The 19,153-nt window shown below is 64.5% G+C and carries 18 protein-coding genes and 1 pseudogene; 13 read left to right on the top strand and 6 right to left on the bottom strand.

Annotation, left to right across the window (positions count from 1 at the left end; genetic code table 11):
• Positions 1-46 precede the first annotated feature (46 nt).
• On the bottom strand, positions 47-349 hold the full coding sequence (locus M1D87_RS10795; protein WP_015269932.1) for a DUF3077 domain-containing protein: 303 nt from the start codon (positions 347-349) through the stop codon (positions 47-49).
• A gap of 197 nt (positions 350-546) precedes the next feature.
• Here M1D87_RS10795 and M1D87_RS10790 point away from each other — a divergent pair, with 197 nt between their 5' ends.
• A complete protein-coding gene (locus tag M1D87_RS10790; RefSeq protein WP_123084677.1) occupies positions 547-1,170 on the top strand; it encodes a glutathione S-transferase family protein in 624 nt (207 codons plus the stop codon).
• Positions 1,171-1,300: 130 nt separating this feature from the next.
• Here the strand turns inward: M1D87_RS10790 and M1D87_RS10785 are convergent, their stop codons facing one another.
• The gene (locus M1D87_RS10785) at positions 1,301-2,476 is read right to left on the bottom strand and encodes an MFS transporter (RefSeq protein ID WP_085721565.1); all 1,176 of its coding nucleotides are present in this window, start codon (positions 2,474-2,476) and stop codon (positions 1,301-1,303) included.
• Between the two features lie 94 nt (positions 2,477-2,570).
• Here M1D87_RS10785 and M1D87_RS10780 point away from each other — a divergent pair, with 94 nt between their 5' ends.
• From M1D87_RS10780 to M1D87_RS10770, 3 genes are all read left to right on the top strand, one after another.
• Positions 2,571-3,485, top strand: a complete 915-nt coding sequence (locus tag M1D87_RS10780; RefSeq protein ID WP_024086760.1) for a LysR family transcriptional regulator — start codon at positions 2,571-2,573, stop codon at positions 3,483-3,485.
• 214 nt (positions 3,486-3,699) lie between these two features.
• On the top strand, positions 3,700-4,191 hold the full coding sequence (locus tag M1D87_RS10775) for a DUF1543 domain-containing protein (RefSeq protein WP_061302500.1): 492 nt from the start codon (positions 3,700-3,702) through the stop codon (positions 4,189-4,191).
• An 84-nt stretch (positions 4,192-4,275) separates the two neighbouring features.
• Positions 4,276-5,262 carry a 5'-nucleotidase gene (locus M1D87_RS10770; protein WP_123085681.1) on the top strand — a complete coding sequence of 329 codons (987 nt, stop codon included), beginning with the start codon at positions 4,276-4,278 and terminating at the stop codon, positions 5,260-5,262.
• A 104-nt stretch (positions 5,263-5,366) separates the two neighbouring features.
• Here the strand turns inward: M1D87_RS10770 and M1D87_RS10765 are convergent, their stop codons facing one another.
• A complete protein-coding gene (locus M1D87_RS10765) occupies positions 5,367-6,008 on the bottom strand; it encodes an HD domain-containing protein (protein WP_123085680.1) in 642 nt (213 codons plus the stop codon).
• 130 nt (positions 6,009-6,138) lie between these two features.
• Between M1D87_RS10765 and M1D87_RS10760 the strand changes: the two genes are divergently transcribed.
• Positions 6,139-7,110, top strand: a complete 972-nt coding sequence (locus M1D87_RS10760) for a GlxA family transcriptional regulator (protein ID WP_123085679.1) — start codon at positions 6,139-6,141, stop codon at positions 7,108-7,110.
• A 98-nt stretch (positions 7,111-7,208) separates the two neighbouring features.
• Here the strand turns inward: M1D87_RS10760 and M1D87_RS10755 are convergent, their stop codons facing one another.
• Complete coding sequence (locus M1D87_RS10755; RefSeq protein ID WP_039614821.1) at positions 7,209-8,402, bottom strand: ATP-binding protein; 1,194 nt, start codon at positions 8,400-8,402, stop codon at positions 7,209-7,211.
• Between the two features lie 242 nt (positions 8,403-8,644).
• Between M1D87_RS10755 and M1D87_RS10750 the strand changes: the two are divergent.
• The 8 genes and pseudogenes from M1D87_RS10750 to M1D87_RS10715 all read left to right on the top strand — a co-directional run bounded on the left by M1D87_RS10750 (position 8,645) and on the right by M1D87_RS10715 (position 18,318).
• Positions 8,645-10,402, top strand: a pseudogene (locus M1D87_RS10750) (OPT family oligopeptide transporter).
• 136 nt (positions 10,403-10,538) lie between these two features.
• On the top strand, positions 10,539-12,797 hold the full coding sequence (locus M1D87_RS10745) for a sigma-54-dependent transcriptional regulator (protein ID WP_123085677.1): 2,259 nt from the start codon (positions 10,539-10,541) through the stop codon (positions 12,795-12,797).
• Between the two features lie 30 nt (positions 12,798-12,827).
• Entirely contained in the window at positions 12,828-14,024 is a 1,197-nt protein-coding gene (locus tag M1D87_RS10740) for an S-methyl thiohydantoin desulfurase domain-containing protein (RefSeq protein ID WP_123085676.1), read from the top strand.
• Positions 14,021-14,737, top strand: coding sequence for an aspartate/glutamate racemase family protein (locus M1D87_RS10735; protein ID WP_123085675.1), 717 nt, complete (start codon positions 14,021-14,023; stop codon positions 14,735-14,737). The genes M1D87_RS10740 and M1D87_RS10735 overlap by 4 nt, the downstream gene beginning before the upstream one ends.
• 180 nt (positions 14,738-14,917) lie before the next feature.
• Positions 14,918-15,607, top strand: a complete 690-nt coding sequence (locus M1D87_RS10730; RefSeq protein WP_123085674.1) for a hypothetical protein — start codon at positions 14,918-14,920, stop codon at positions 15,605-15,607.
• Between the two features lie 49 nt (positions 15,608-15,656).
• Positions 15,657-16,094, top strand: coding sequence for a hypothetical protein (locus M1D87_RS10725; protein ID WP_123085698.1), 438 nt, complete (start codon positions 15,657-15,659; stop codon positions 16,092-16,094).
• A gap of 117 nt (positions 16,095-16,211) precedes the next feature.
• Positions 16,212-17,489 carry a bifunctional O-acetylhomoserine aminocarboxypropyltransferase/cysteine synthase gene (locus tag M1D87_RS10720; protein WP_123085673.1) on the top strand — a complete coding sequence of 426 codons (1,278 nt, stop codon included), beginning with the start codon at positions 16,212-16,214 and terminating at the stop codon, positions 17,487-17,489.
• 64 nt (positions 17,490-17,553) lie between these two features.
• Positions 17,554-18,318 (top strand): hypothetical protein, encoded by a 765-nt coding sequence (locus M1D87_RS10715; protein WP_123085672.1) that lies wholly within the window; start codon positions 17,554-17,556, stop codon positions 18,316-18,318.
• A gap of 230 nt (positions 18,319-18,548) precedes the next feature.
• Here M1D87_RS10715 and M1D87_RS10710 read toward each other — a convergent pair whose 3' ends face one another.
• Positions 18,549-18,728 carry a hypothetical protein gene (locus tag M1D87_RS10710; RefSeq protein ID WP_169775263.1) on the bottom strand — a complete coding sequence of 60 codons (180 nt, stop codon included), beginning with the start codon at positions 18,726-18,728 and terminating at the stop codon, positions 18,549-18,551.
• 96 nt (positions 18,729-18,824) lie between these two features.
• The gene (locus M1D87_RS10705; protein ID WP_023660823.1) at positions 18,825-18,992 is read right to left on the bottom strand and encodes a hypothetical protein; all 168 of its coding nucleotides are present in this window, start codon (positions 18,990-18,992) and stop codon (positions 18,825-18,827) included.
• Between the last annotated feature and the right edge of the window lie 161 nt (positions 18,993-19,153).

The raw sequence follows: 19,153 nt of genomic DNA, 5'->3' as shown, positions 1-19,153 counted from the left end.
CAAACTGACCAAGGGTGCCAAGTTCATGGTCCCCAGGCAAGCCTGACTAAGGCTCCTGCTCGCCTCCCCGAGCCTGGCGCAACTGCTGCAACTGGCCGTCGATCAGCGCCTTGGCCATGCCTGCCAGGTAGTACGTGGCCTGCATCATCGCCTTGCGGTCACCGGGCCGGTCGATGGCCTTGCGGGTGAGTTCGGTAATGCAGCCCATGATGCTCGAGGCCTCCATCAATGCCGTGCGCATCGGCAACTGCGCGTTCATCTGCACCAGTTCGGCACCGCCGTTGCCAAAACGGCCCGCTGCACGCACGACATTGAGATTGCCGCTTTCTTTCGGAGTGTCTTTGTCCATGTCCATTTCCTCGGGTTACGAGCGTGCCGAGACTAGGGCGCTGCCTGCCCCGCCACAATAACCTTGGGGGTGGAAAGGCTTACTTTCGGAAATGGACTACAAGAACCCTACAAAGAGGACGCTCCGCCACCACGCTGGCTCTTGACCGGCAAGCGGCAGTGACGGACGATCAATCTCCCCTCACAAGGATGAACACCATGCTACGGATATTGGGCAGAGCCTCCTCCATCAATGTACGAAAAGTCCTGTGGGCATGCGCCGAGTTCGAGGTCGCGTTCGAGCGCGAAGACTGGGGGGCGGGCTTCAAGCCCACGGACAGCGCCGAATTCCTTGCGTTGAACCCGAACGCCATGATCCCGGTGATCCAGGATGGCGATTTCACCCTGTGGGAATCCAACAGCATCATCCGCTACCTGGCCACGCGCTATGGTGCCACCGCGTTCTACCCGAGCGAGGCGCAGGCGCGGGCCAGGATCGACCAGTGGATCGACTGGCAGGCCTCGGACCTCAACCGTTCCTGGAGCTACGCGTTCATGTCGCTGGTCAGGCACTCGCCCGCCCACCAGGACCCACAGGCCTTGGCCGCCGGCTGCGCGGACTGGGCGCGCTACATGCATATTCTCGACCGCCAGCTGGCAAGTACCGGTGCCTATGTGGCCGGCAGCCAGTTCACCTTGGCCGACATCCCCATTGGCCTGTCGGTCAACCGCTGGTTCGAAACGCCCTTCGAGCACCCGCACCTGCCGGCCGTGCGCGATTATTACGAGCGGCTGAGCGAGCGCCCGGCCTATCACCTGCATGGCCGTAACGGTACGCCGTGATGGGCAAGACTGTGGGGCTGCCTTGCAGCCCATCGCGACACAAGGCCGCTCCTACAAGGAATCGCGGTTTCCTGTAGGAGCGGCCTTGTGTCGCGATGGGGCGCAAAGCGCCCCCGAAGATCTCCACCTGTTACACAGCAACTTGACTTGCCGCAGCCCCCGCCCGCCCCCGCCAAGCGAACAGCAGCACCATCACCAGGCCCAAAACCGCCATCGCCGCCCCCGCCAGGGAAACCGCCGAATACCCAAGCCCGGCATTGATCACCGCCCCACCCAGCGCCGCGCCAATCGCGTTACCCAGGTTGAACGCCCCGATATTCACCGCCGACGCCAGGTTGGGCGCATCCTTGGCCGCCTCCATCACCCGCATCTGCAGCGGCGGCACCAGGGCAAAGCTGGCAGCGCCCCACACCAGGATCGCCAGCGCAGTCGGCAGCGGCCAGTCCATCACCAGCGGGAACACCAGCAACACCGCAATCAGCACGGCCAGCGACAGCATCAGGGTACGGTCGATCGAGCGGTCCGCCGCCTTGCCACCCCACACGTTGCCCAAGGTCAGGCCGACACCGAACAACACCAGCATGGCCGTGACGAAGGTGGTGGACGCTGCCGCCTCGCTCTGCAGGATCGGCGCGATGTAGGTAAATACCGTGAACATCGCACTGGAGCCCACCACGGTCAGCAGCAATGCCGCCAGCACCGGCCCGCGGCCCAGCACGCGGATTTCGGCCATGGCCCCGCCACCCTTGGGCGACGGCACATTAGGCAGTGCGTACCAAAGGGTGGTCATTGCCACCAGGCCGAGCCCGGCGATGCCCCAAAAGGCCGTGCGCCAGCCCAGCATTTCACCGAACCAGGTCGCCAGCGGCACACCGCCGATGGTGGCCAGGGTCAACCCCATGAACATGGCGGCCACGGCCCCGGCGCGCTTCTCTGGCGGCACCACGCTGGCCGCGACGATCGAGCCGATGCCGAAGAACGCACCGTGGTTCAGCGAGGTGACCACACGGGCGACCAGCAGGCTGGCATAGTCGCTGGCCAGGGCCGACATCAGGTTGCCGAGGGTGAAGATGGCCATCAACCCGATCAGCAGGTAACGCCGCGGGATCTTCACCGTGGCCAGGGTCATCAGCGGTGCACCGATAAGCACACCGATCGCATAGGCACTGACCAACAGCCCGGCTGCGGGGATGGAGACGCCCAGGTCGGTGGCGATGCTGGGTAACATGCCCATGGGGGCGAACTCGGTGACACCGATGCCGAAGGCACCGATGGCGAGCGCGACAAGAGGTGGATTGATACGCATGGCAAGCTCCTTATCTGTGCTGCAAATGCTACGATCCGAAGCTGATCCGCACTAGACTGCATTTTTGCGAACCACCTTTGCTCATGAGGCACAAATGGACTTCAGTGGAAGATCCGGAGAGATGGAAATCTTTGCCAAGGTGGCCCAGGAGGGCAGCCTGTCCGCCGCCGCCCGCGCGCTGGGCCTGACGCCGTCGGCGGTGAGCCGCATCCTCGCGCGGACCGAACAGCGCCTGGGCACCCGCCTGCTGCTGCGTACCACCCGGGCGATCACCCTCACGCCTGAGGGCGAAGCGTATCTGCGCGGTGCACGGCGGGTGCTGGCCGACATGCTCGAAGTGGAAGAGGCCATCACCGACCAGGGTGTGCCCCGCGGGCGCTTGCGGGTCAGCGCAGCGCTGGGCCATGGCCGGCTGACCGTGGTACCGCTGCTGGCGGCGTTCAGCGCGCGCTACCCGCAGGTGCTGGTCGACCTTACCCTCAGCGACGAAGTGGCCGACATTCTCGGCGGCCAGGCCGATGTGGCGCTGCGCTTCGGCCACCTGCCGGACAGCTCGTTGAGCGCCCGTGCCATTGGCGAAACCGGCCAGGTGATCGTCGCCTCGCCCGAGTACCTGGCGCGCTGCGGTACGCCGCTTGTGCCAGAGGACCTGGCCCGGCACAACTGCCTGCGTTTCAACTTCCGCCGCGCCGCACCCGACTGGCCGTTCCGTCGCGACGGGCAGGCATTCTCGTTGAAGGTGACGGGCAATATCGAATGCAGCAGCGGCGAGGCCCTGGCGCAGTTGGCCAGGCTCGGCGCCGGCGTGGCGCGCATCGGTACCTTTACCGTGGCCGATGACCTGGCCAACGGGCAGCTGGTGCCGTTGCTGGAGGCGTACAACCCCGGTGATCGCGAGCCGATCCATGCGGTGTTCGTCGGCGGTCCGGCGATGCCGGCGCGGGTGCGGGTGTTCGTGGATTTTCTGGTGGAGCAACTGTCAGGCCGGAGCTGTCGCGCAGAGAACTGAATGCGCAAACGGTACGCGTACCCTGTGGGAGCGGCTTTAGCCGCGAAGAATCCAACACAGTGCCTGGCACCGGCTGCGCCGGTGTTCGCGGCTAAAGCCGCTCCCACAGGGGCCCTGCTAATTCAGTGAGTCCTGTGCAGTTCCATGAAAGCGGCATCCGCGTATCAGGCAGTACAATGCCGCATTCTTACGTTAGCCCCGCAAAGGACCGCCCATGCTTTACGTCGTCATGCTCGGAGGCCGCCACCCCGGCGCCAAGATCGAAGTTCACGATGTGGTGTTCGCCCTGGCCGACACCTTCGAACAGGCCTACCCGCAGTTGCGCCAGGCCTGGTTCGGCAGTCCGAAAGGTTTGCACATCGATTCGTGGCTGGAAGTGCATGGTGTCGACGGCCAGCGCATCGAACTGCGCCCGCACGCCCCCGCCCCCGGTGCGCTGCGCCTGTACTTCATCAACCTCGGTGGTTATGAACGCGAAGTATTCGGCGAGGCCCACCGCTACCTGCTGGTCACCGCCCACAGCAAGACCGAGGCCAAGGCCCTGGGCAAGCAACGCATGCAGGCGGACTGGCTGAAACCGCATACCGATGCCTTGCTGGATGTCGACGACTGCCTGGCGATCGACCAGGTGGCAGGGCAGTTCGTGCACCTGGTCGAAGGGGCGCATGAGCCGCTGATGGTGCATAGCGACTACATCCTCATCTGATGCCGATAGCGCCTGTGGGTACTGAGGGCTTTCGTCACAGCGCACGGGTACACTTGCCTTCAGCTCACGCTCAGGAGTTGTTTCATGCCCTACCCCATCGAACAGAAACTGGTCATCGGCGTTGCTTCGAGTGCGCTGTTCGACCTCACCGTCTCGGACGACATCTACCAGACCGAGGGCGTCGAGGCTTACCGTCAGCACCAGCAGCAGAACCTGGACGAGCCCTTCCCCAAGGGCGTGGCGTTCCCGTTCATTCGCCGCTTCCTGAGCATCAACCAGGCCTTCCCCGAGCAGTTGCCGGTGGAGGTGGTGCTGCTGTCGCGCAATTCGCCGGAGACCGGCCTGCGGGTGTTTCGCTCGATCAACCACTACCAGCTGGACATCACCCGCGCGGCATTCATGTCGGGCCGCTCGCCCTACGAGTACATCCCGGCGTTCAATGCCTCGCTGTTCCTCAGTGCCAACGAGGAAGATGTACAGAAAGCCATCGACGCCAACTACCCGGCCGGGCGGGTGCTGCCGACACGCATCTACGATGACGAGATCGACACCGAATTGCGGGTGGCCTTCGACTTTGACGGGGTGATTGCCGATGACGAGGCCGAGCGCGTGTACAAGCGCGACGACAACCTGGACGAGTTTCAGGAGCATGAACGTGTGCGCAAGGGGATCCCGCATTCGCCGGGGCCCTTGGCGGACCTGTACCGCAAGCTTTCGCTGATTCGCATGCTCGAGGACCGCAAGTTGGCCGAAGACCCGGCGTACAAGCGCATCTTGCGGATTGCCATCGTGACGGCGCGCAATGCCCCTTCGCATGAGCGGGTGGTGACGACGCTGAAGGACTGGGGCGTATCGCCGGACGAGTGCTTCTTTCTGGGCGGGATGGAAAAACCCAGGGTGCTGTCGATACTGAAGCCACATGTGTTCTTTGATGACCAGCGCAGCCACCTGCAGTCACCGGCGGGGGACTTGCCGATGGTGCATGTGCCGTTCGGGGTGGCGAATCGCGAGCGCTCGGCGGCGGACTCTGCGCTCGACGAGCCAGCTCCCACTTCGAGAGCACCGGTTTAACCTGTGGGAGCGGGCACGCCCGCGAAGGGCCGCAAAGCGGCCCCCATCTGTTTAGCTGACAGGCACCAGGGCCTGCCAACACCGGCAGCACCAGCCCGCTTTACTCAGCTCGCCCAGCAGGACTGCCGAATGACGCTGCAGAAATTCCCAGGCCGGAATGCAGGGTCCTTGTCCGCGATCACATCCGCCTTCACGTTGCCAAACGTGGTCTGCGGCTTGTGCCGGATGCCGTCGTAAAACGCCTGGATGATCGCCTCCTTGAACCGCTCCCCACGCGGGTGCGCCTGGACCACGGCATCCCGCGCGGCAATCCCCAGCCCATCGTGGTGCAGCCCCAGCACATCAGTCTCTACCCCCGCCGTGACCAGGGCGATCAGCGGGTGCATGTGCTCTGGAATGCCCGGCGTGGTATGCAGCGCGATCGCCGTCCACACACGCTCGACATCGCGCTCGTCCACGCCGTGGCGCTGGAGGAAATCGCGTGCCGCATTGGCACCGTCCACCTCGAAGCGGCAGCAATCGCTGCTGTGCTGATGGGTCAGGCCCATGTCATGGAACATGCAGCCTGCGTACAACAGTTCACTGTCGTAACGCAGCCCCAGCCGCTGCCCGGCAAGGGCCGCGAAGTAGAAGACCCGGCTGGAGTGGTGGAACAGTAAAGGGGAAGCCGTGTCACGGACGAGCTCGGTGATTTCCCGAGCCATGGCGCTGTCGGGCACCTGGATACCGGCGATGGATGAGGACATGGTCGCTCCTGGGTGGGTTGATGACGAGCCCAGTCTGCGGTCGTGGGCCAATGTCCTCAATTGACTTGTGGCGCCAGATACTGCCATTGTCGGCGGATTACGGACTTGCGGCGCAACGCCCGGAGCCACCATGCCCTTTTCCCCAATCACGGTCGCCATCCTGGCCATGCCTGGCGTACAACTGCTGGATGCCTGCGGCCCGCTCGATGTATTCGCCGAAGCCAACCGCCAGGCCGGCCGTGACGCCTATCGCCTGCTTTTGCTGGCTTGCGAACCGGGGCCACTGGTGAGCTCTTCCGGTACGCGCCTGGTCGCCGACGGCTGGATCGGCGAAGACCTGGAAGCCATCGACACCTTGCTGGTCGCCGGCACGCCGCAGGCTGCCGAGCAATACCTGCGCCCCGGCATTCTCGACTGGCTGCGGCAACGCGCGGGCGCTTGCCGGCGTTACGGCTCGGTGTGCACGGGGGCGTTTGCCCTGGCGGCTGCCGGGTTGCTGGATGACCGGCGTGTGACCACCCATTGGGTCGTGGCGCAGCCGTTGGCCGAGCGTTATCCGCGGGTACAGGTGGATGCCGATGCCATTCAGGTACATGACGGCAACCTGCGTACCGCTGCGGGGGTAACGGCCGGGTTGGACCTGGCACTGACGTTGGTCGAAGAGGATCTGGGGCGCGACATTGCCAGGCAGGTGGCCGGGCACCTGGTGATGTACTTCAAGCGGCCTGGCGGGCAGCTGCAGTTCAGCCGGCAAGGTGGCACCTCACCGGTCGGGCGTTCGGCATTGCAGGGGTTGCAGCGTTACGTGGCCGCCAACCCTGCACTGGACCACGGGGTTGCCAGCCTGGCCGCGCGGGTTGGGTTGAGCCCGAGGCATTTTGCACGGGTGTTTCAGAGTGATGTGGGGATGACCCCAGCCGCGTGGGTGGAGCTGGCGCGGGTGAATGCTGCTCGTGCGCGGCTGGAGGCTGGGCGAGAGCCACCGAAGCAGGTGGCGGCACTGTGCGGGTTTGCCAATGCGGATACGTTGCGGCGGGCGTTCGTGAAGCATGTGGGGGTTACGCCGGCGGAGTATCGCAAGCGGTTTGGGCGGTCGGGGTGAAATGAACCGTGGTGTGCGTGCGCTCGCGCCGTGTACGCTTTTGCGTCCCGGCCGAGGAGCGTTGCCTGTGGTTGCGGCTTGCAGCGCCGTAAAGCAGGCTAGCCCATCCGCCAATCATCGCCCGGCATGATACGCCGCATGAACTCATCGAAAAGCGGCACAGTGAACGCCGTATCACCGTGGTTCGGGCTGTAGATCATCCCTTTCTCGATCAATGCACTGCGCAGTGGTGCGAGCGTGGAAACCTTCCGCGCCAGGCTGGCCGCGATATCACCAGAACGATGAGGGCCGGCCCCCAGATCCGCCATGCCACGCAGGTACTTCTTTTCCGCAAGCGTAAGGCGGTCAAAGCGCACCCGGAAGAAGCTCTCATCCAGTGTGGCAATCGCCTGCTCTGAAGCGGTTTCGACATCAGCGCTGGTGATGGGGCTCTGCGAGGCTACATCCCATGAGTGCTTGCCCCACTCCTGCAGGAAGTACGGATAGCCCTGTGAATGTGCCAGCACACTTTCCAGCGCCGCCTCTTCGAATTCCACGCCTTCATCTTCTGCAGGCCGCACTACCGCAAACCTTGCGGCCTCAGGAGCAAGCGGGCCGATCTCAGGGAAATCGAACAGTCGCTCCGCATAGGATTTCGCGTTGCCACAACGGCCGCGCAATTGAGGCAGGCCAGCCCCAACCAGCGTGACAGGTAACTGGCCCTGGGCACAGCGATGCAAGGCTGTAATCAACGCGGCCAACTGATCTTCGGCAACGTACTGCAACTCGTCGATGAACATCACCAGCGCCGTGTCGGCGCGCTGTGCGGCCTTGCCGGCCTCCTCCAGCAAGGTCGCCAGGTCACCTTCCAGGTCACCGTTATCAGCCAAGCCAGGTTCCGGCTCCAGGTCCAGGCCTACTTCTATGTCCGCGTAGGCAACCTTCAACGACTTTGCAAAACCGGCAAGGGCTCGCAACCCCCGTTGAGCCAGGTCCCGAGCCGCTTCCACCCGGCTCAGGCGAAGCAGCGCCAAGCGCAGTTGAGGCGCCAACAACGCGGGTAGCGAACGGTTTTCCGGCGCCTCCATGCGTATGGCATGAACGCCCTCGGCTTCGGCTTCAATGCGCATTTTTTCGAGCAGTACAGTCTTGCCCACGCCGCGCAAGCCGACCATCAGCACGCTCTTCGCCGCTCGGCCCCGGCGAATGCGGGCGATTGCGATGCTTACCTGCTTGAGCAATGCGTCGCGACCAGCCAATGCCGGCGGCGGCGCGCCTGCTCCCGGGGAATAGGGATTAGCGATCGGGTCCATGACTTATACCGAGTTTAAGAAAGTTATCGAATTTAGATAACTTAACTAATCTCTCTTGATTCGGCAATGTCAGCAAAAGCAAGCCCCTGTGCACAGCACTTTTCTTGAGACCCGACGGTGTTGCCGCTAGCACTTCCGGGCTGTTGCTGGGCACCTTTCACAACCAGAAGCGACAGTGAACCTTTGTGGCATCAGTGGCTCAGTTGTGCAAAGCGCGCTTACCACTCCGACAAGGGATTGCCATGAGACCTGCCCCGTCTACCGCCCCTCCCCAGGCTCGCATCGAAGGTGAACTGAGCCCGCGGGCGGTGCTCACCGGCGTAGTGCTGGGCATTCTGCTGACACCCTCGAATGTATACGCGGGCCTTCGGATCGGCTGGTCGTTCAACATGTCGATCATCGCCTTGCTGGTCGGTTTCACCCTGTGGCAGGGCCTGGCGGGGCGCAGCAAGGGCCGGCCCGCATGGACGTTGCACGAAAGCAACATCAACCAGACAGTGGCCTCGGCCGCCGCTTCCATCGTTTCTGGCGGGCTGGTCGCGCCGATCCCCGCCTATACCCTGCTCACCGGTCACCAGCTGGACCCACTGCCGATGATGGCCTGGGTGTTCTCCGTGAGCTTCCTGGGCATCTGGATCGCCTGGTATCTGCGCCCCGCCCTGCTCGATGACAATGGTCTGAAGTTCCCTGAGGGCATGGCGACCCTGGAGACATTGCAGCAGATCTACCGCCACGGTCACGAAGCCATGATGCGGATAAAGGTGCTGTGCAGCGCCGCGTTGCTGTCGGGGCTGGTGAAGTGGATCGACGGGTTTGTCTGGGCGATACCGCGCTGGGCACCCTCGCCTGTGCTCGAGCGCCTGACCTTCACGCTCGACCCTTCGCTGATGCTGGTCGGCTTCGGCGGCATCATCGGCATCCGCGTGGGCCTTACACTGCTGTTCGGCGCCGCGCTGGCCTGGGGCGGGCTGGCACCGTGGCTGATCGACCATGCCCTGGTGGTGCTGGCCCCGAACGCCAGCGGCCCACAGTTCGCTGCCCTGGTGGAGTGGCTGTTGTGGCCGGGCGTCAGCCTGATGGTATGCGCGACCCTGACTTCATTGTTGCTTCGCCTGTTGCAAATGCCCCGGTACAGGCACACCGAACCGCAGGCAAGTCGGGCAGCGCACGCCCTTGGGCGGTTTCCCCTGGCACCTGCGTGCGGGCTGTTATTGTCCATTGCGCTGGTGGTGGCGTTACAGGCGTTGCTGTTCGGCATCGACTGGTGGATGGCGCTGTTGAGCATTCCCTTGGCGATATGCCTTGCGGTGGTCGCCGCACGCGTGGTCGGTGCCACCGGTATTGCGCCGATCGGCGCCATCGGCAAGCTGTCGCAGCTGAGCTTTGGCCTGATTGCCCCGGGCCAGGTGGCCATCAACCTGATGAGCGCCAACACTGCCGGTGGCGCGGCCGGGCAAGCCACCGACCTGATGAACGACTTCAAGGTTGGCCAGGCGATCGGCGCCACGCCACACAAGCAACTGATTGCACAGTGCCTGGGCATCCTCATCGGCAGCGTGGTGGGCGTGCTGGTGTACCTGGTGCTGATTCCCGATCCGCAGACCCTGCTGCTCACCGAGCAATGGCCCGCACCGGCCGTGGCGACCTGAAAGGCCGTGGCCCAGACCCTGATGCAGGGGCTGGGGGTGCTGTCGCCGGAGCTGCGCTGGGCGATCGTGGCCGGCAGCGCGGCAGGCGTACTGCTGGGCACGCTGGACAGCCTGCTGCCGCAATGGGTGGCGCGTTGGCTGCCGAGTACCGGCGCACTGGGGCTGGCGTTCATACTGCCGGCATCGATCAGCATGATGATGGGGCTCGGCGCGGTGGTCACCTGGCTGGTCGGTTGCCGTTGGCCGAGCGTTACAGAGCGGTTTGCGATCACGGCCGCAGCGGGGCTGATTGCCGGGGAAAGCATTACCGGGGTGGCGGCATCGTTCTGGGAGATGGTGCGAATGCTGTAGCGGTTGGCATGGCGGGGCCATGCTGCACCCGCGCGCATTTTCGACGTTCTGACCGGTGGCCGCCCGGACACCAGCAGCGGCCGCGTCGTTCTGCTATACCTCATTGCCTGGCTCACCCCAACGAGGATGGATTCTCATGGAGCCACTGTGCACCACGCACCCGGGCGACGAGGATGGCGTGCCTGGCCGTTCGCCCGCCATGCAGGCGCTGCAGGCCTTGCTGCGGCGGGTGGCGCAGAGCGACCGGCCGGTACTGATCTTCGGCCCGACGGGAGCCGGCAAGGAAGTCATCGCCCAGCAACTGCACCGCCTGAGCACGCCGGGCAAACCATTCATCGACCTCAACTGCGGGGCAATACCCGAGCCACTGCTCGAGTCCGAGCTATTTGGCCATGCCCGCGGCGCGTTCACCGGCGCGGTTGGCGAGCGCATGGGCCACCTGCAGATGGCTGGGGCGGGGACACTGTTCCTCGATGAGATCGGCGAACTGCCCCTGGCCCTACAGCCGAAGCTGCTGCGGGTGCTGGAAACCGGGCAGTACCGGCCGCTTGGTAGCAGCGAAAACCGGCGCTTCCGCGGCAGGGTGGTGGCGGCCACCCACCGTGACCTCAAGCGCCTGGTGGCCGAGGAGCGCTTTCGCGAAGACCTGTACTACCGCTTGTCTGTGTTCGAGCTCGAACTGCCGGGACTGAACGAGCGCCGTGAGGACATCCCGGACCTGATCGAGCATTTTTGCCGCCAGCAACGGCGACCGCTGCGCTTCGATACAGCAGCGCTGGAGCTGCTGTGCCAGCGAGACTGGCCTGGCAATGTGCGCGAACTGCGCAATACGATCGATCGCATCGGCACCCTGGCCCCGTCACCACTGGTTGATCGGGAAACCCTCGAGCAATTGCTGGCACCGCCCTCGCCCGCCTCGGCGCCTGCCGTAGAGCTGGCCGAAGCGCTGCTCGGGCTTGAGGGGCCGGACAAACTGGCAGCGGTGGAGACACTGCTGATAGAGCATGCGCTGAACCGCTGCAACGGCAACAAGAGTGCTGCGGCGCAGCTGTTGGGGGTCAACCGCAAGGTGATCGAGCGGCGGGTCCGGTTGCGCCAGGACTTGCGCCTGACCGTGGAGCGCTACCTGGCCGAAGGCCGCAAGCTGATCGACGGGGCCGACTTCCGCGGCGCCCTGGGCCCTTTGCAGAAAGGCCTGGAAGTGGCCGAGCGGGTCTACGAGGGCAAAGACCTGTGGCGTTTGCAATTTGAGTTGCACCGGTTACTGGGAGTTAGCTTTCGCAGTATCGAGGGCTGGTTGAGCATCACCAGCCTGGCCAGCTACCGGGACGCCCAGGCCTTGGCCGCGCGTCAAGGCCAGCCGCAAGAGATGGCGTCGGTGTCGTTCGGGCTGTGGACCACCCTGTTGATGGGCCTGGAACTGGCAGAGGCCCGCGCTACGGCACAACAGATGCTGCAGCAGGCGCAGATAGCCGGTGGTGAAGCACTGCGCATCGAGGCCCACCTGGCCATGGCCAATACCCTGTTCTGGCTCGGCGATTTCGAGGAAAGCCTGGCCTGCCTGACGCGCGGCAGGCTGCTGGAGGACGACCAGGCCAGTTGGCCATCGAACCAAGGGCTGGACCTGGTGGGCCTTGCCCGCACTTTCGAGGGCCTGGCCGCCTTCGAACTGGGCCTGTTCAGCCAGGCGCGCCAGGCGCTGGCCCGCTTGCAGTCCCGCGCCGAGCAGGCGGTCGACAACCCCTTCAACCGCGCGGTCGCCCTGCAGGGCGCGGCCTGGCTCGCTGCAGTGCTGGGCGAGCGCGATGCACTCGGGCGCCTGGCCCGCGAGCTGGAACTGCTCAGTGCGCGCCACGAGTTCTCCTTCTACCGGGGCGTGGGCATGATCCTGCGCGGCTATCACCAGGGCCTATCGGGTGAGTACGAAGCCGGTGAACAGGCCATTGCCGAAGGCTACCAGCAGCATGTGCTGCGTAACGGGGGCCTGTTGTTCCACGGCTTCCAGGCCTGGAAGCGCGGCGAAGTGCTGTTGCTGGGCGGGCGCGCAGAGGCCTGCCTGGAACTGGTGGATGTCGCCCTGGACCTGGCCCAGGATCATCAGGAGCGTGCCTACCTGTGCGAACTGATGCTGTTACGCGGCCGGGCGCTGCTGGCGCTTGGCGACGACCGCGAAGCCGAAGCGACCCTGCGCGTCGCCTTGTCCACCGCGCTGACCCTCGGCGTGGTGCCGGCGCGGCTGCATGCCGCCTTGGAATTGGCCCGGTTGCTCGAACGCAGCGAACGTGGCGCCCAGGTGCAGTCGATCCTGATGCGTGCGCTTCGCGGCCTCGACCCACAACTGGACTACCCGCCCGCCAGCAACGTGCGTAGCTGGCTGGCACGTTTGTCGAGCTGACCCCCTCAACCGAAAAGCAGGAGCACGATCATGGCGTTCGAGCTGGAGCACAAGGATCTGCAAGCGTTGATCAACGGTGGTTGTTTCTTTGGCAGTGGTGGTGGCGGCACCTTGGCGTCGGCCCGGCACTTGCTGGCCGCGTTCAATGTCGGGGAATTCTACCCGCGCGACCGCGTCAGGGTGGTCACGGTGGATGAGGCCCGTGCCGGCGACGCCGCGGTAGTGGCGTACATGGGTGCACCGGAAACGATCGGGCGTTGCCAGTACCCCCTCGGGCCGATCCAGGCACTGGAATGCTTGCGCCAGCGCTTGAATGAACAGGGCCGCGAGCTTACCTATGTCGTGCCGCCGGAAAGCGGCGCGCTGGGCTTTCTGGTTGCGTGCCTGGCCGCCGCCAAGCTGGGCCTGGCGGTGGTCGATGCGGACGGCGCCGGGCGCGCGGTGCCCTCATTGCCGATGCTCACCTTCGCTGCTGCCGGTATACCGCCGCGGCCGGCGTTCGTGGTCAGCCAGGGCGGACTGGCGGTGGAACTGAATGTAACGCCACCGGCCGAGGCCCAGGGGTACGCAGAAAACGCCAATGTGATCGCCGAACAAATGTTGCGCCCTGTGGTCGGCTCGCCGACGTTCGGTGAGTTCGGAGGCCTGGCGCTATGGTGCATGAGCCCCGACCAGCTGCCTTCCGCGCTGCCGCTGCGTGGGACCCTCAGTCGCGCCCTCGCGCTGGGCAGAGCCCTGGCTGCCGGGCAGTTGCACACTTGCCAGGCCGTGCTCGACTGGCTTGGCCAGTTCGGCCTGATGGCTCGGTGCCTGTCCCGCAATGCGCGCCTGACCCACGCCGGCGTGACTACCCAGGGTGGCTTTGACATCGGCCGCATCGACCTCGACAGCCCGGAAGGCAGCTTACGCCTGTGTTACGAGAACGAGTCGCTGTTGCTGTGGGACAAGCACCAGCCGCAACCGCTGGCCATGGCCCCGGACAGCATTGCCTGGTTCTTCGAAGGCCCGGGGCCGGCACTGGCCTCCAACGGCGACCTGGTGCGCGCCGACGGCTCGCTGGACCCAAGCTATGCCGGGCGCGCTGCCTGCCTGATCGGCTGGCAGGCGGCGGCGCCGCTACGCCAACCCGGTGGGTTGATCGCGTGGAGCTTCGAGCAGTTGCTGGCAGACCTGGGTTACATGGGCGCCTACCGAAGCATCGAGCAACTGCAGGAGTTACGACCATGAGCCTGCGTATTGCGGTTCTCGCGCCGGTCAACAGCAGCGACTACAACGAGGGCCTGCTGGCCTCAATAGCCCCAGTGGTGCCCCCGGATGTCGAGGTCCAGGTGTACAACATCGACCAGGGCAGCCCGTGTATCCAGAACCGGCTAAACCTCACCGAGAACGCCCTGGCGGTGGTACGCCTGGCCCAACAGCTTGAGCAGCAGGGGTTCGACGGCATCTGGCTGAGCGATTTCGACATGTGCGGCGTGGAGCCTGCCCGCGAAGTGATCGATATCCCGATCATTGGCGGCTTCCCCACCTCCGCGTTCAGTGCCTTGGGATTGTGTCAGCGGTTTTCCATCATCACCATCCTGCAGAGCACCCTGGCCCTGCAACGCGGCCATGTGGCCAATTATGGCCAGAGCATCAATTTTGCCTCCATCCGTTCCATCGACTGCCCAGTAGCCCAGTTGGGTGATGTGGAGGTGGTACTGGTCAAGGCATTGCAAGCCGGGCTGGCTGCCATCAAAGAGGACGGCGCGCAGGCACTGTTGCTTGGCTGTACCGGCTTCATGGGTATCGCCGAGCGCTTGTCGAAGCTCATCGAGCAGGACCTTGGCTGCTACGTACCGGTGCTGGACCCCAACCAGTGTGGCTTCGGCTTCCTGCTGTCGCTGGTACGCATGAAGGTGCGTCCGAGCCGTTTGTGCTACGCCAGGGCGCCCCTTGGCTGAGGTGGCCGGATACGTCCGCCATGGGCTCCCCCGGGTGGACGAAAACGTCCACCTGTACCCCTTCTTTTCGGCCTAACTCGTTGAAAGGAAAGCGATCACCAGCCTGGCATGATCGATGCTCCTGTCACTGGACCGAGCGCGTGACCCCACACGCTCGGCCCACATGACAAGGAGAGCATCATGAGCACTGACTACTATGTAGACTTCGACAACCAGACCTTCGATACCTGGACCCTTGCGGTCTACCAGACTTTGCCGAACTCGGTAGGGCTCGACAGCGTGTCCTGGAAGCAGACAACCGTGCCTACCCAGGGCTTCAGCGGGGTGCAGTGGACCATCGACTACAACGTGGTGATCGCCAATTATCGGCAAGTCGGGGGGGTTGGGGTTTACAAGGCCAGCCAGACGCTGTCGACGCAGCTCGGAACGGTCTGGGACTGTGTGTTCAAGGACAACGTCCAGCAACTGGTGCTGGGTAGCGGCTCGGTGCCAAGCGATAGCATCCTGATCAACAACAATTCGAACTTGCCCGCCAACCTGGGTATCGGCATGAGCGGCCAGGGTTCGGTGTTCAAGCAGGACGTGGTCGGTAGCGGCAAGGCCCAGTTCAAGGTGACGCCCACTTATTACCTGGGGCTGTTCCAGCAGGTGCAGCTGGGTGAAGTGATCAGCAGCAACGTCGTCGTTGGCCCGGAATTGATCCAGTTCCCGAGTGGTATGAACTGCGCAACGGCCACTGCACGCATGGACGGCGCCAATATCAAACTGACGATTACCTACTCCCAAGTGACCAAGGTCTCCTACGAGGCTACCCAACGGTTGATCGCTGCCCGCCAGGAGCGCCTTGGCAAGGTCCTCGAACACGCCTGAAGCCATGGCCGGCGCGCAGCAGCGCGCCGGATTCGGCAAGGAGCTGGAAATGAACCAACCCATTGACATCGCCACCCTCGACGCCGGCCCGCTGGCGTTTACCGCCGGTCCACAGGTGAGTGGCGCGCAGCTACTGGACTTCGTCCATACCGTGGATCGACAGATCGAAAGCGTCACCAGAGGACTGGTCGAGCAGTTGAAGAAAGAGAAAATCAATGCCCGCGTGACGCAGCAAGGCCGTGACTACCTGATCATCCAGGAGGGCCTCAGCCCGGCGTCACTGCCGCAGCACCGCTGCGAGGAGGCCGATCCCGCCCCGCAACCCTCGCGGATCCGCATCTTCGTCCGCAGCAGCGACGCGCCACCTACCATCAACGCGATGCGACTGTTCTTCCGTGACTGGCGCGCGGTAGCGGGCCTGATCGCGGTAGGCGGCGCCTGGCACGCAGGGCAATGGTTGATGCAGGTTCGCCGCCAGGACCAGTAGAAGCACCCTTGAACGCGATGGGCTGCTGCCGGGCAGCCCATCGCGCGTTCACCCTTGACCCACACCCTCCCCCCGCCACATGCTCGATCGCTCCACCCACGCTCAAGGAACGATTGCATGAAGCTGGAAACCCTCGCCATCCACGCAGGCTTCAGCCCCGACCCGACCACCCGGGCAGTGGCCGTACCGATCTACCAGACCACTTCCTTCGCCTTCGACGACACCCAGCACGGCGCCGACCTGTTCGACCTGAAGGTGGCCGGTAACATCTACTCGCGCATCATGAACCCCACCAACGACGTGCTAGAGCAGCGCATGGCCGCCTTGGAGGGCGGAGTTGGCGCGCTGGCGGTGGCCTCCGGCATGGCGGCCATCACCTATGCCATCCAGACCGTCGCCGAGGCCGGCGACAACATTGTCTCGGTGGCCAAGCTGTACGGCGGCACCTACAACCTGCTGGCTCACACCCTGCCGCGCATGGGCATCCATACCCGCTTCGCCGCCCATGACGACATCGACGCCCTCGAGGCATTGATCGATTCGCGCACCAAGGCGGTGTTCTGCGAGTCCATCGGCAACCCTGCCGGCAATATCGTCGACATCGCCGCGCTGGCCGAGGCTGCCCACCGCCATGGTGTGCCGCTGATCGTCGACAACACCGTGGCCACCCCGGTGCTGTGCCGGCCGTTCGAGCACGGTGCCGATATCGTCGTGCACTCGCTGACCAAGTACATCGGCGGGCATGGCACCAGCATCGGCGGCATCGTCATCGACTCCGGCAAGTTCCCCTGGGCGGACAACAAGGAGCGCTTCGCCCTGCTCAACACCCCCGACCCGTCCTACCATGGCGTTACCTACACCGAAGCCTTCGGCCCCGCCGCCTTCATCGGCCGCTGCCGCGTGGTGCCATTGCGCAATACCGGCGCGGCGCTGTCGCCGTTCAACGCCTTTCTGATCCTGCAAGGCCTGGAAACCTTGGCCCTGCGCATGGAGCGCCACACCGAGAACGCGCTGAAGGTCGCCCGTTACCTGCAAGCCCACGAGCAGGTAGCGTGGGTGAAATATGCAGGGCTGCCTGACCACCCCGAGCATGAACTGGCCCAGCGCTACACCAGCGGCAAACCAGCGTCGATCCTGTCGTTCGGCATCAAGGGCGGCCAGGCGGCCGGTGCGCGCTTCATCGATGCGTTGCAGCTGGTGGTGCGCCTGGTGAACATCGGCGACGCCAAGTCGCTGGCCTGCCACCCCGCCTCTACCACCCACCGCCAGCTCAATGACGAGGAGCTGGAAAAGGCCGGCGTGCCACGGGACATGGTGCGCCTGTCGATCGGCATCGAGCACAGCGACGACATCATCGCCGACCTGGCCCAGGCGCTGGAGGCCAGCCGCGGTTGATTCATCTGCGCCCTACCCAATGCCTACGGCGGGCGCACCTTTCGCACATATGGATAGCCCTGCGATGACCCTGTTCTACCTCAAGCTGATCGTCACCCCGCTCCTTATGTGGGCCATCTCCCTCGCCTCGCGTCGCTGGGGCGGCCTGCTCGGCGGGTTGCTGTCCGGCCTGCCGATCACCTCGGCACTGGTAATGACCTTCCTGTGCCTGGAACAGGGCACGGCCTTTGCCCTGGGTGCGGTGCCCGGCGCGCTGGGCGGCCTGGCGGCGGTGCAGGCCACGTACACCGTCTACCTTTTCGCCACACGCAGGCTCGGCATCGGCTGGGCCGTATTGCTGGCGATGCTGTTCTATGGCGTCGCGGCCTACGCGTTTACCCACGGGGGCAACCTGTACCTGTCGATTGCCGTGGCGCTGGTGCTGATCGGCGTGCTGATACGCGCCAGCGGCCGCGAGCCCAGGCCGGACACCCTGGTCCGGCCCCGGCATCGATTTTGGGAAATCCCTCTGCGCATGGTGTCTGCCACTTCGTTGCTGATGGTCACCACAAGCCTGGCCAACTGGCTGGGCCCGGCGACCAGCGGAATGCTGGCGCCGATCCCGGTGATTGCCTGGCCGCTGGTGGTGTTCGCCCATGTGCAGACTGGCCGTGCAGGAATGGCGGCGATGGTGCGGGGCAATGCGATCGGGGCGGTGGGGGTGATTGCGTTTTATCTGGTATTGGCGGGGCTGCTCGATGCCTGGGGTGTCGCAATTACCATCAGCCTGGCCATGCTTTGTGCCGTGGTCCTGACAGTGGGGCTGGCGGCTGCGTTGCGACGGGGGTGATACGCCGGCGAGCATGCCAGGGGGCTGCTGCGCAGCCCATCGCAGGCAAGCCAGCTCCTACAGGATCACTACAACCTTCAAGGCAGATGCAGTATCTGTGGGAGCTGGCGTGCCCGCGAACACCGGCGTAGCCGGTGCCATGCACCGCGTTGGATTCTTCGCGGGCATGCCCGCTCCCACAGGATCACCACAGCCTTCAAGGCAGCCACAGGGGCCTGCCCTATCAATGGTCATTCCCTGCGCTGATCCAGGTCTACCGCAGGCTGTTCCACGCTCTGCCGGCCGTCATCAGCCAAGTTGTCTTCCTCCTGCCAATCACCACCCTCCTCTTCGTTCATGAGCGGGTCGTCATCAGGGTCGGGTATGGTCGGGCGGTCGGGGTCAACGGCCGGGTCGGGTGAAGTGGGCATGTCCGGGTTCGTGCCGCCTTGTGCATTCGGGTTGGGGCTCATCGCTGCATACCTCGCAAGAAAGGTGTGAACCACATTCGTTCCGGGCCAATTCCGTCACCGAGGCTGCGGGTGCTCGGCAGAAACCGAATTGTTTGCCTGCACGTCCTCCATCTCCTCTTCTATCGGGCCTTCGTCATCCGAAGGTAGCGGGACCTCTCCGTCACCGCTGCCGGGCTGGGATTCGGTTTGCTCGAGGCCGGGGTCATTCTGATCGTTTGCCATGGACGTTCTCCTGGGTTTGCGCGTTGATCGCGCATACAGATCGGACGGAAAACGGCCACCAGCAGTGCCTTGGGTTCGACAGGTGGCGCAAAAGGCCGGGGTACCGATCATGCCCCCCATATAGAGCTAACCCATTATTCAGAGACGTTTCCTACAAGGTT

Source organism: Pseudomonas sp. SA233 (genome assembly GCF_054792385.1).
This window is presented reverse-complemented; position numbering and strand designations above follow the sequence as displayed.

Excerpts from the sequence above, each read along its gene's own strand:
- M1D87_RS10705 (WP_023660823.1), bottom strand. The coding sequence starts at position 18,992 with ATGGCAAACGATCAGAATGACCCCGGCCTCGAGCAAACCGAATCCCAG.
- M1D87_RS10795 (WP_015269932.1), bottom strand. The coding sequence starts at position 349 with ATGGACAAAGACACTCCGAAAGAAAGCGGCAATCTCAATGTCGTGCGT.
- M1D87_RS10765 (WP_123085680.1), bottom strand. The coding sequence starts at position 6,008 with ATGTCCTCATCCATCGCCGGTATCCAGGTGCCCGACAGCGCCATGGCT.
- M1D87_RS10785 (WP_085721565.1), bottom strand. The coding sequence starts at position 2,476 with ATGCGTATCAATCCACCTCTTGTCGCGCTCGCCATCGGTGCCTTCGGC.
- M1D87_RS10755 (WP_039614821.1), bottom strand. The coding sequence starts at position 8,402 with ATGGACCCGATCGCTAATCCCTATTCCCCGGGAGCAGGCGCGCCGCCG.
- M1D87_RS10760 (WP_123085679.1), top strand. The coding sequence starts at position 6,139 with ATGCCCTTTTCCCCAATCACGGTCGCCATCCTGGCCATGCCTGGCGTA.
- M1D87_RS10775 (WP_061302500.1), top strand. The coding sequence starts at position 3,700 with ATGCTTTACGTCGTCATGCTCGGAGGCCGCCACCCCGGCGCCAAGATC.
- M1D87_RS10790 (WP_123084677.1), top strand. The coding sequence starts at position 547 with ATGCTACGGATATTGGGCAGAGCCTCCTCCATCAATGTACGAAAAGTC.
- M1D87_RS10730 (WP_123085674.1), top strand. The coding sequence starts at position 14,918 with ATGAGCACTGACTACTATGTAGACTTCGACAACCAGACCTTCGATACC.
- M1D87_RS10770 (WP_123085681.1), top strand. The coding sequence starts at position 4,276 with ATGCCCTACCCCATCGAACAGAAACTGGTCATCGGCGTTGCTTCGAGT.
- M1D87_RS10745 (WP_123085677.1), top strand. The coding sequence starts at position 10,539 with ATGGAGCCACTGTGCACCACGCACCCGGGCGACGAGGATGGCGTGCCT.
- M1D87_RS10715 (WP_123085672.1), top strand. The coding sequence starts at position 17,554 with ATGACCCTGTTCTACCTCAAGCTGATCGTCACCCCGCTCCTTATGTGG.
- M1D87_RS10725 (WP_123085698.1), top strand. The coding sequence starts at position 15,657 with ATGAACCAACCCATTGACATCGCCACCCTCGACGCCGGCCCGCTGGCG.
- M1D87_RS10710 (WP_169775263.1), bottom strand. The coding sequence starts at position 18,728 with ATGCCCACTTCACCCGACCCGGCCGTTGACCCCGACCGCCCGACCATA.
- M1D87_RS10735 (WP_123085675.1), top strand. The coding sequence starts at position 14,021 with ATGAGCCTGCGTATTGCGGTTCTCGCGCCGGTCAACAGCAGCGACTAC.
- M1D87_RS10780 (WP_024086760.1), top strand. The coding sequence starts at position 2,571 with ATGGACTTCAGTGGAAGATCCGGAGAGATGGAAATCTTTGCCAAGGTG.
- M1D87_RS10740 (WP_123085676.1), top strand. The coding sequence starts at position 12,828 with ATGGCGTTCGAGCTGGAGCACAAGGATCTGCAAGCGTTGATCAACGGT.
- M1D87_RS10720 (WP_123085673.1), top strand. The coding sequence starts at position 16,212 with ATGAAGCTGGAAACCCTCGCCATCCACGCAGGCTTCAGCCCCGACCCG.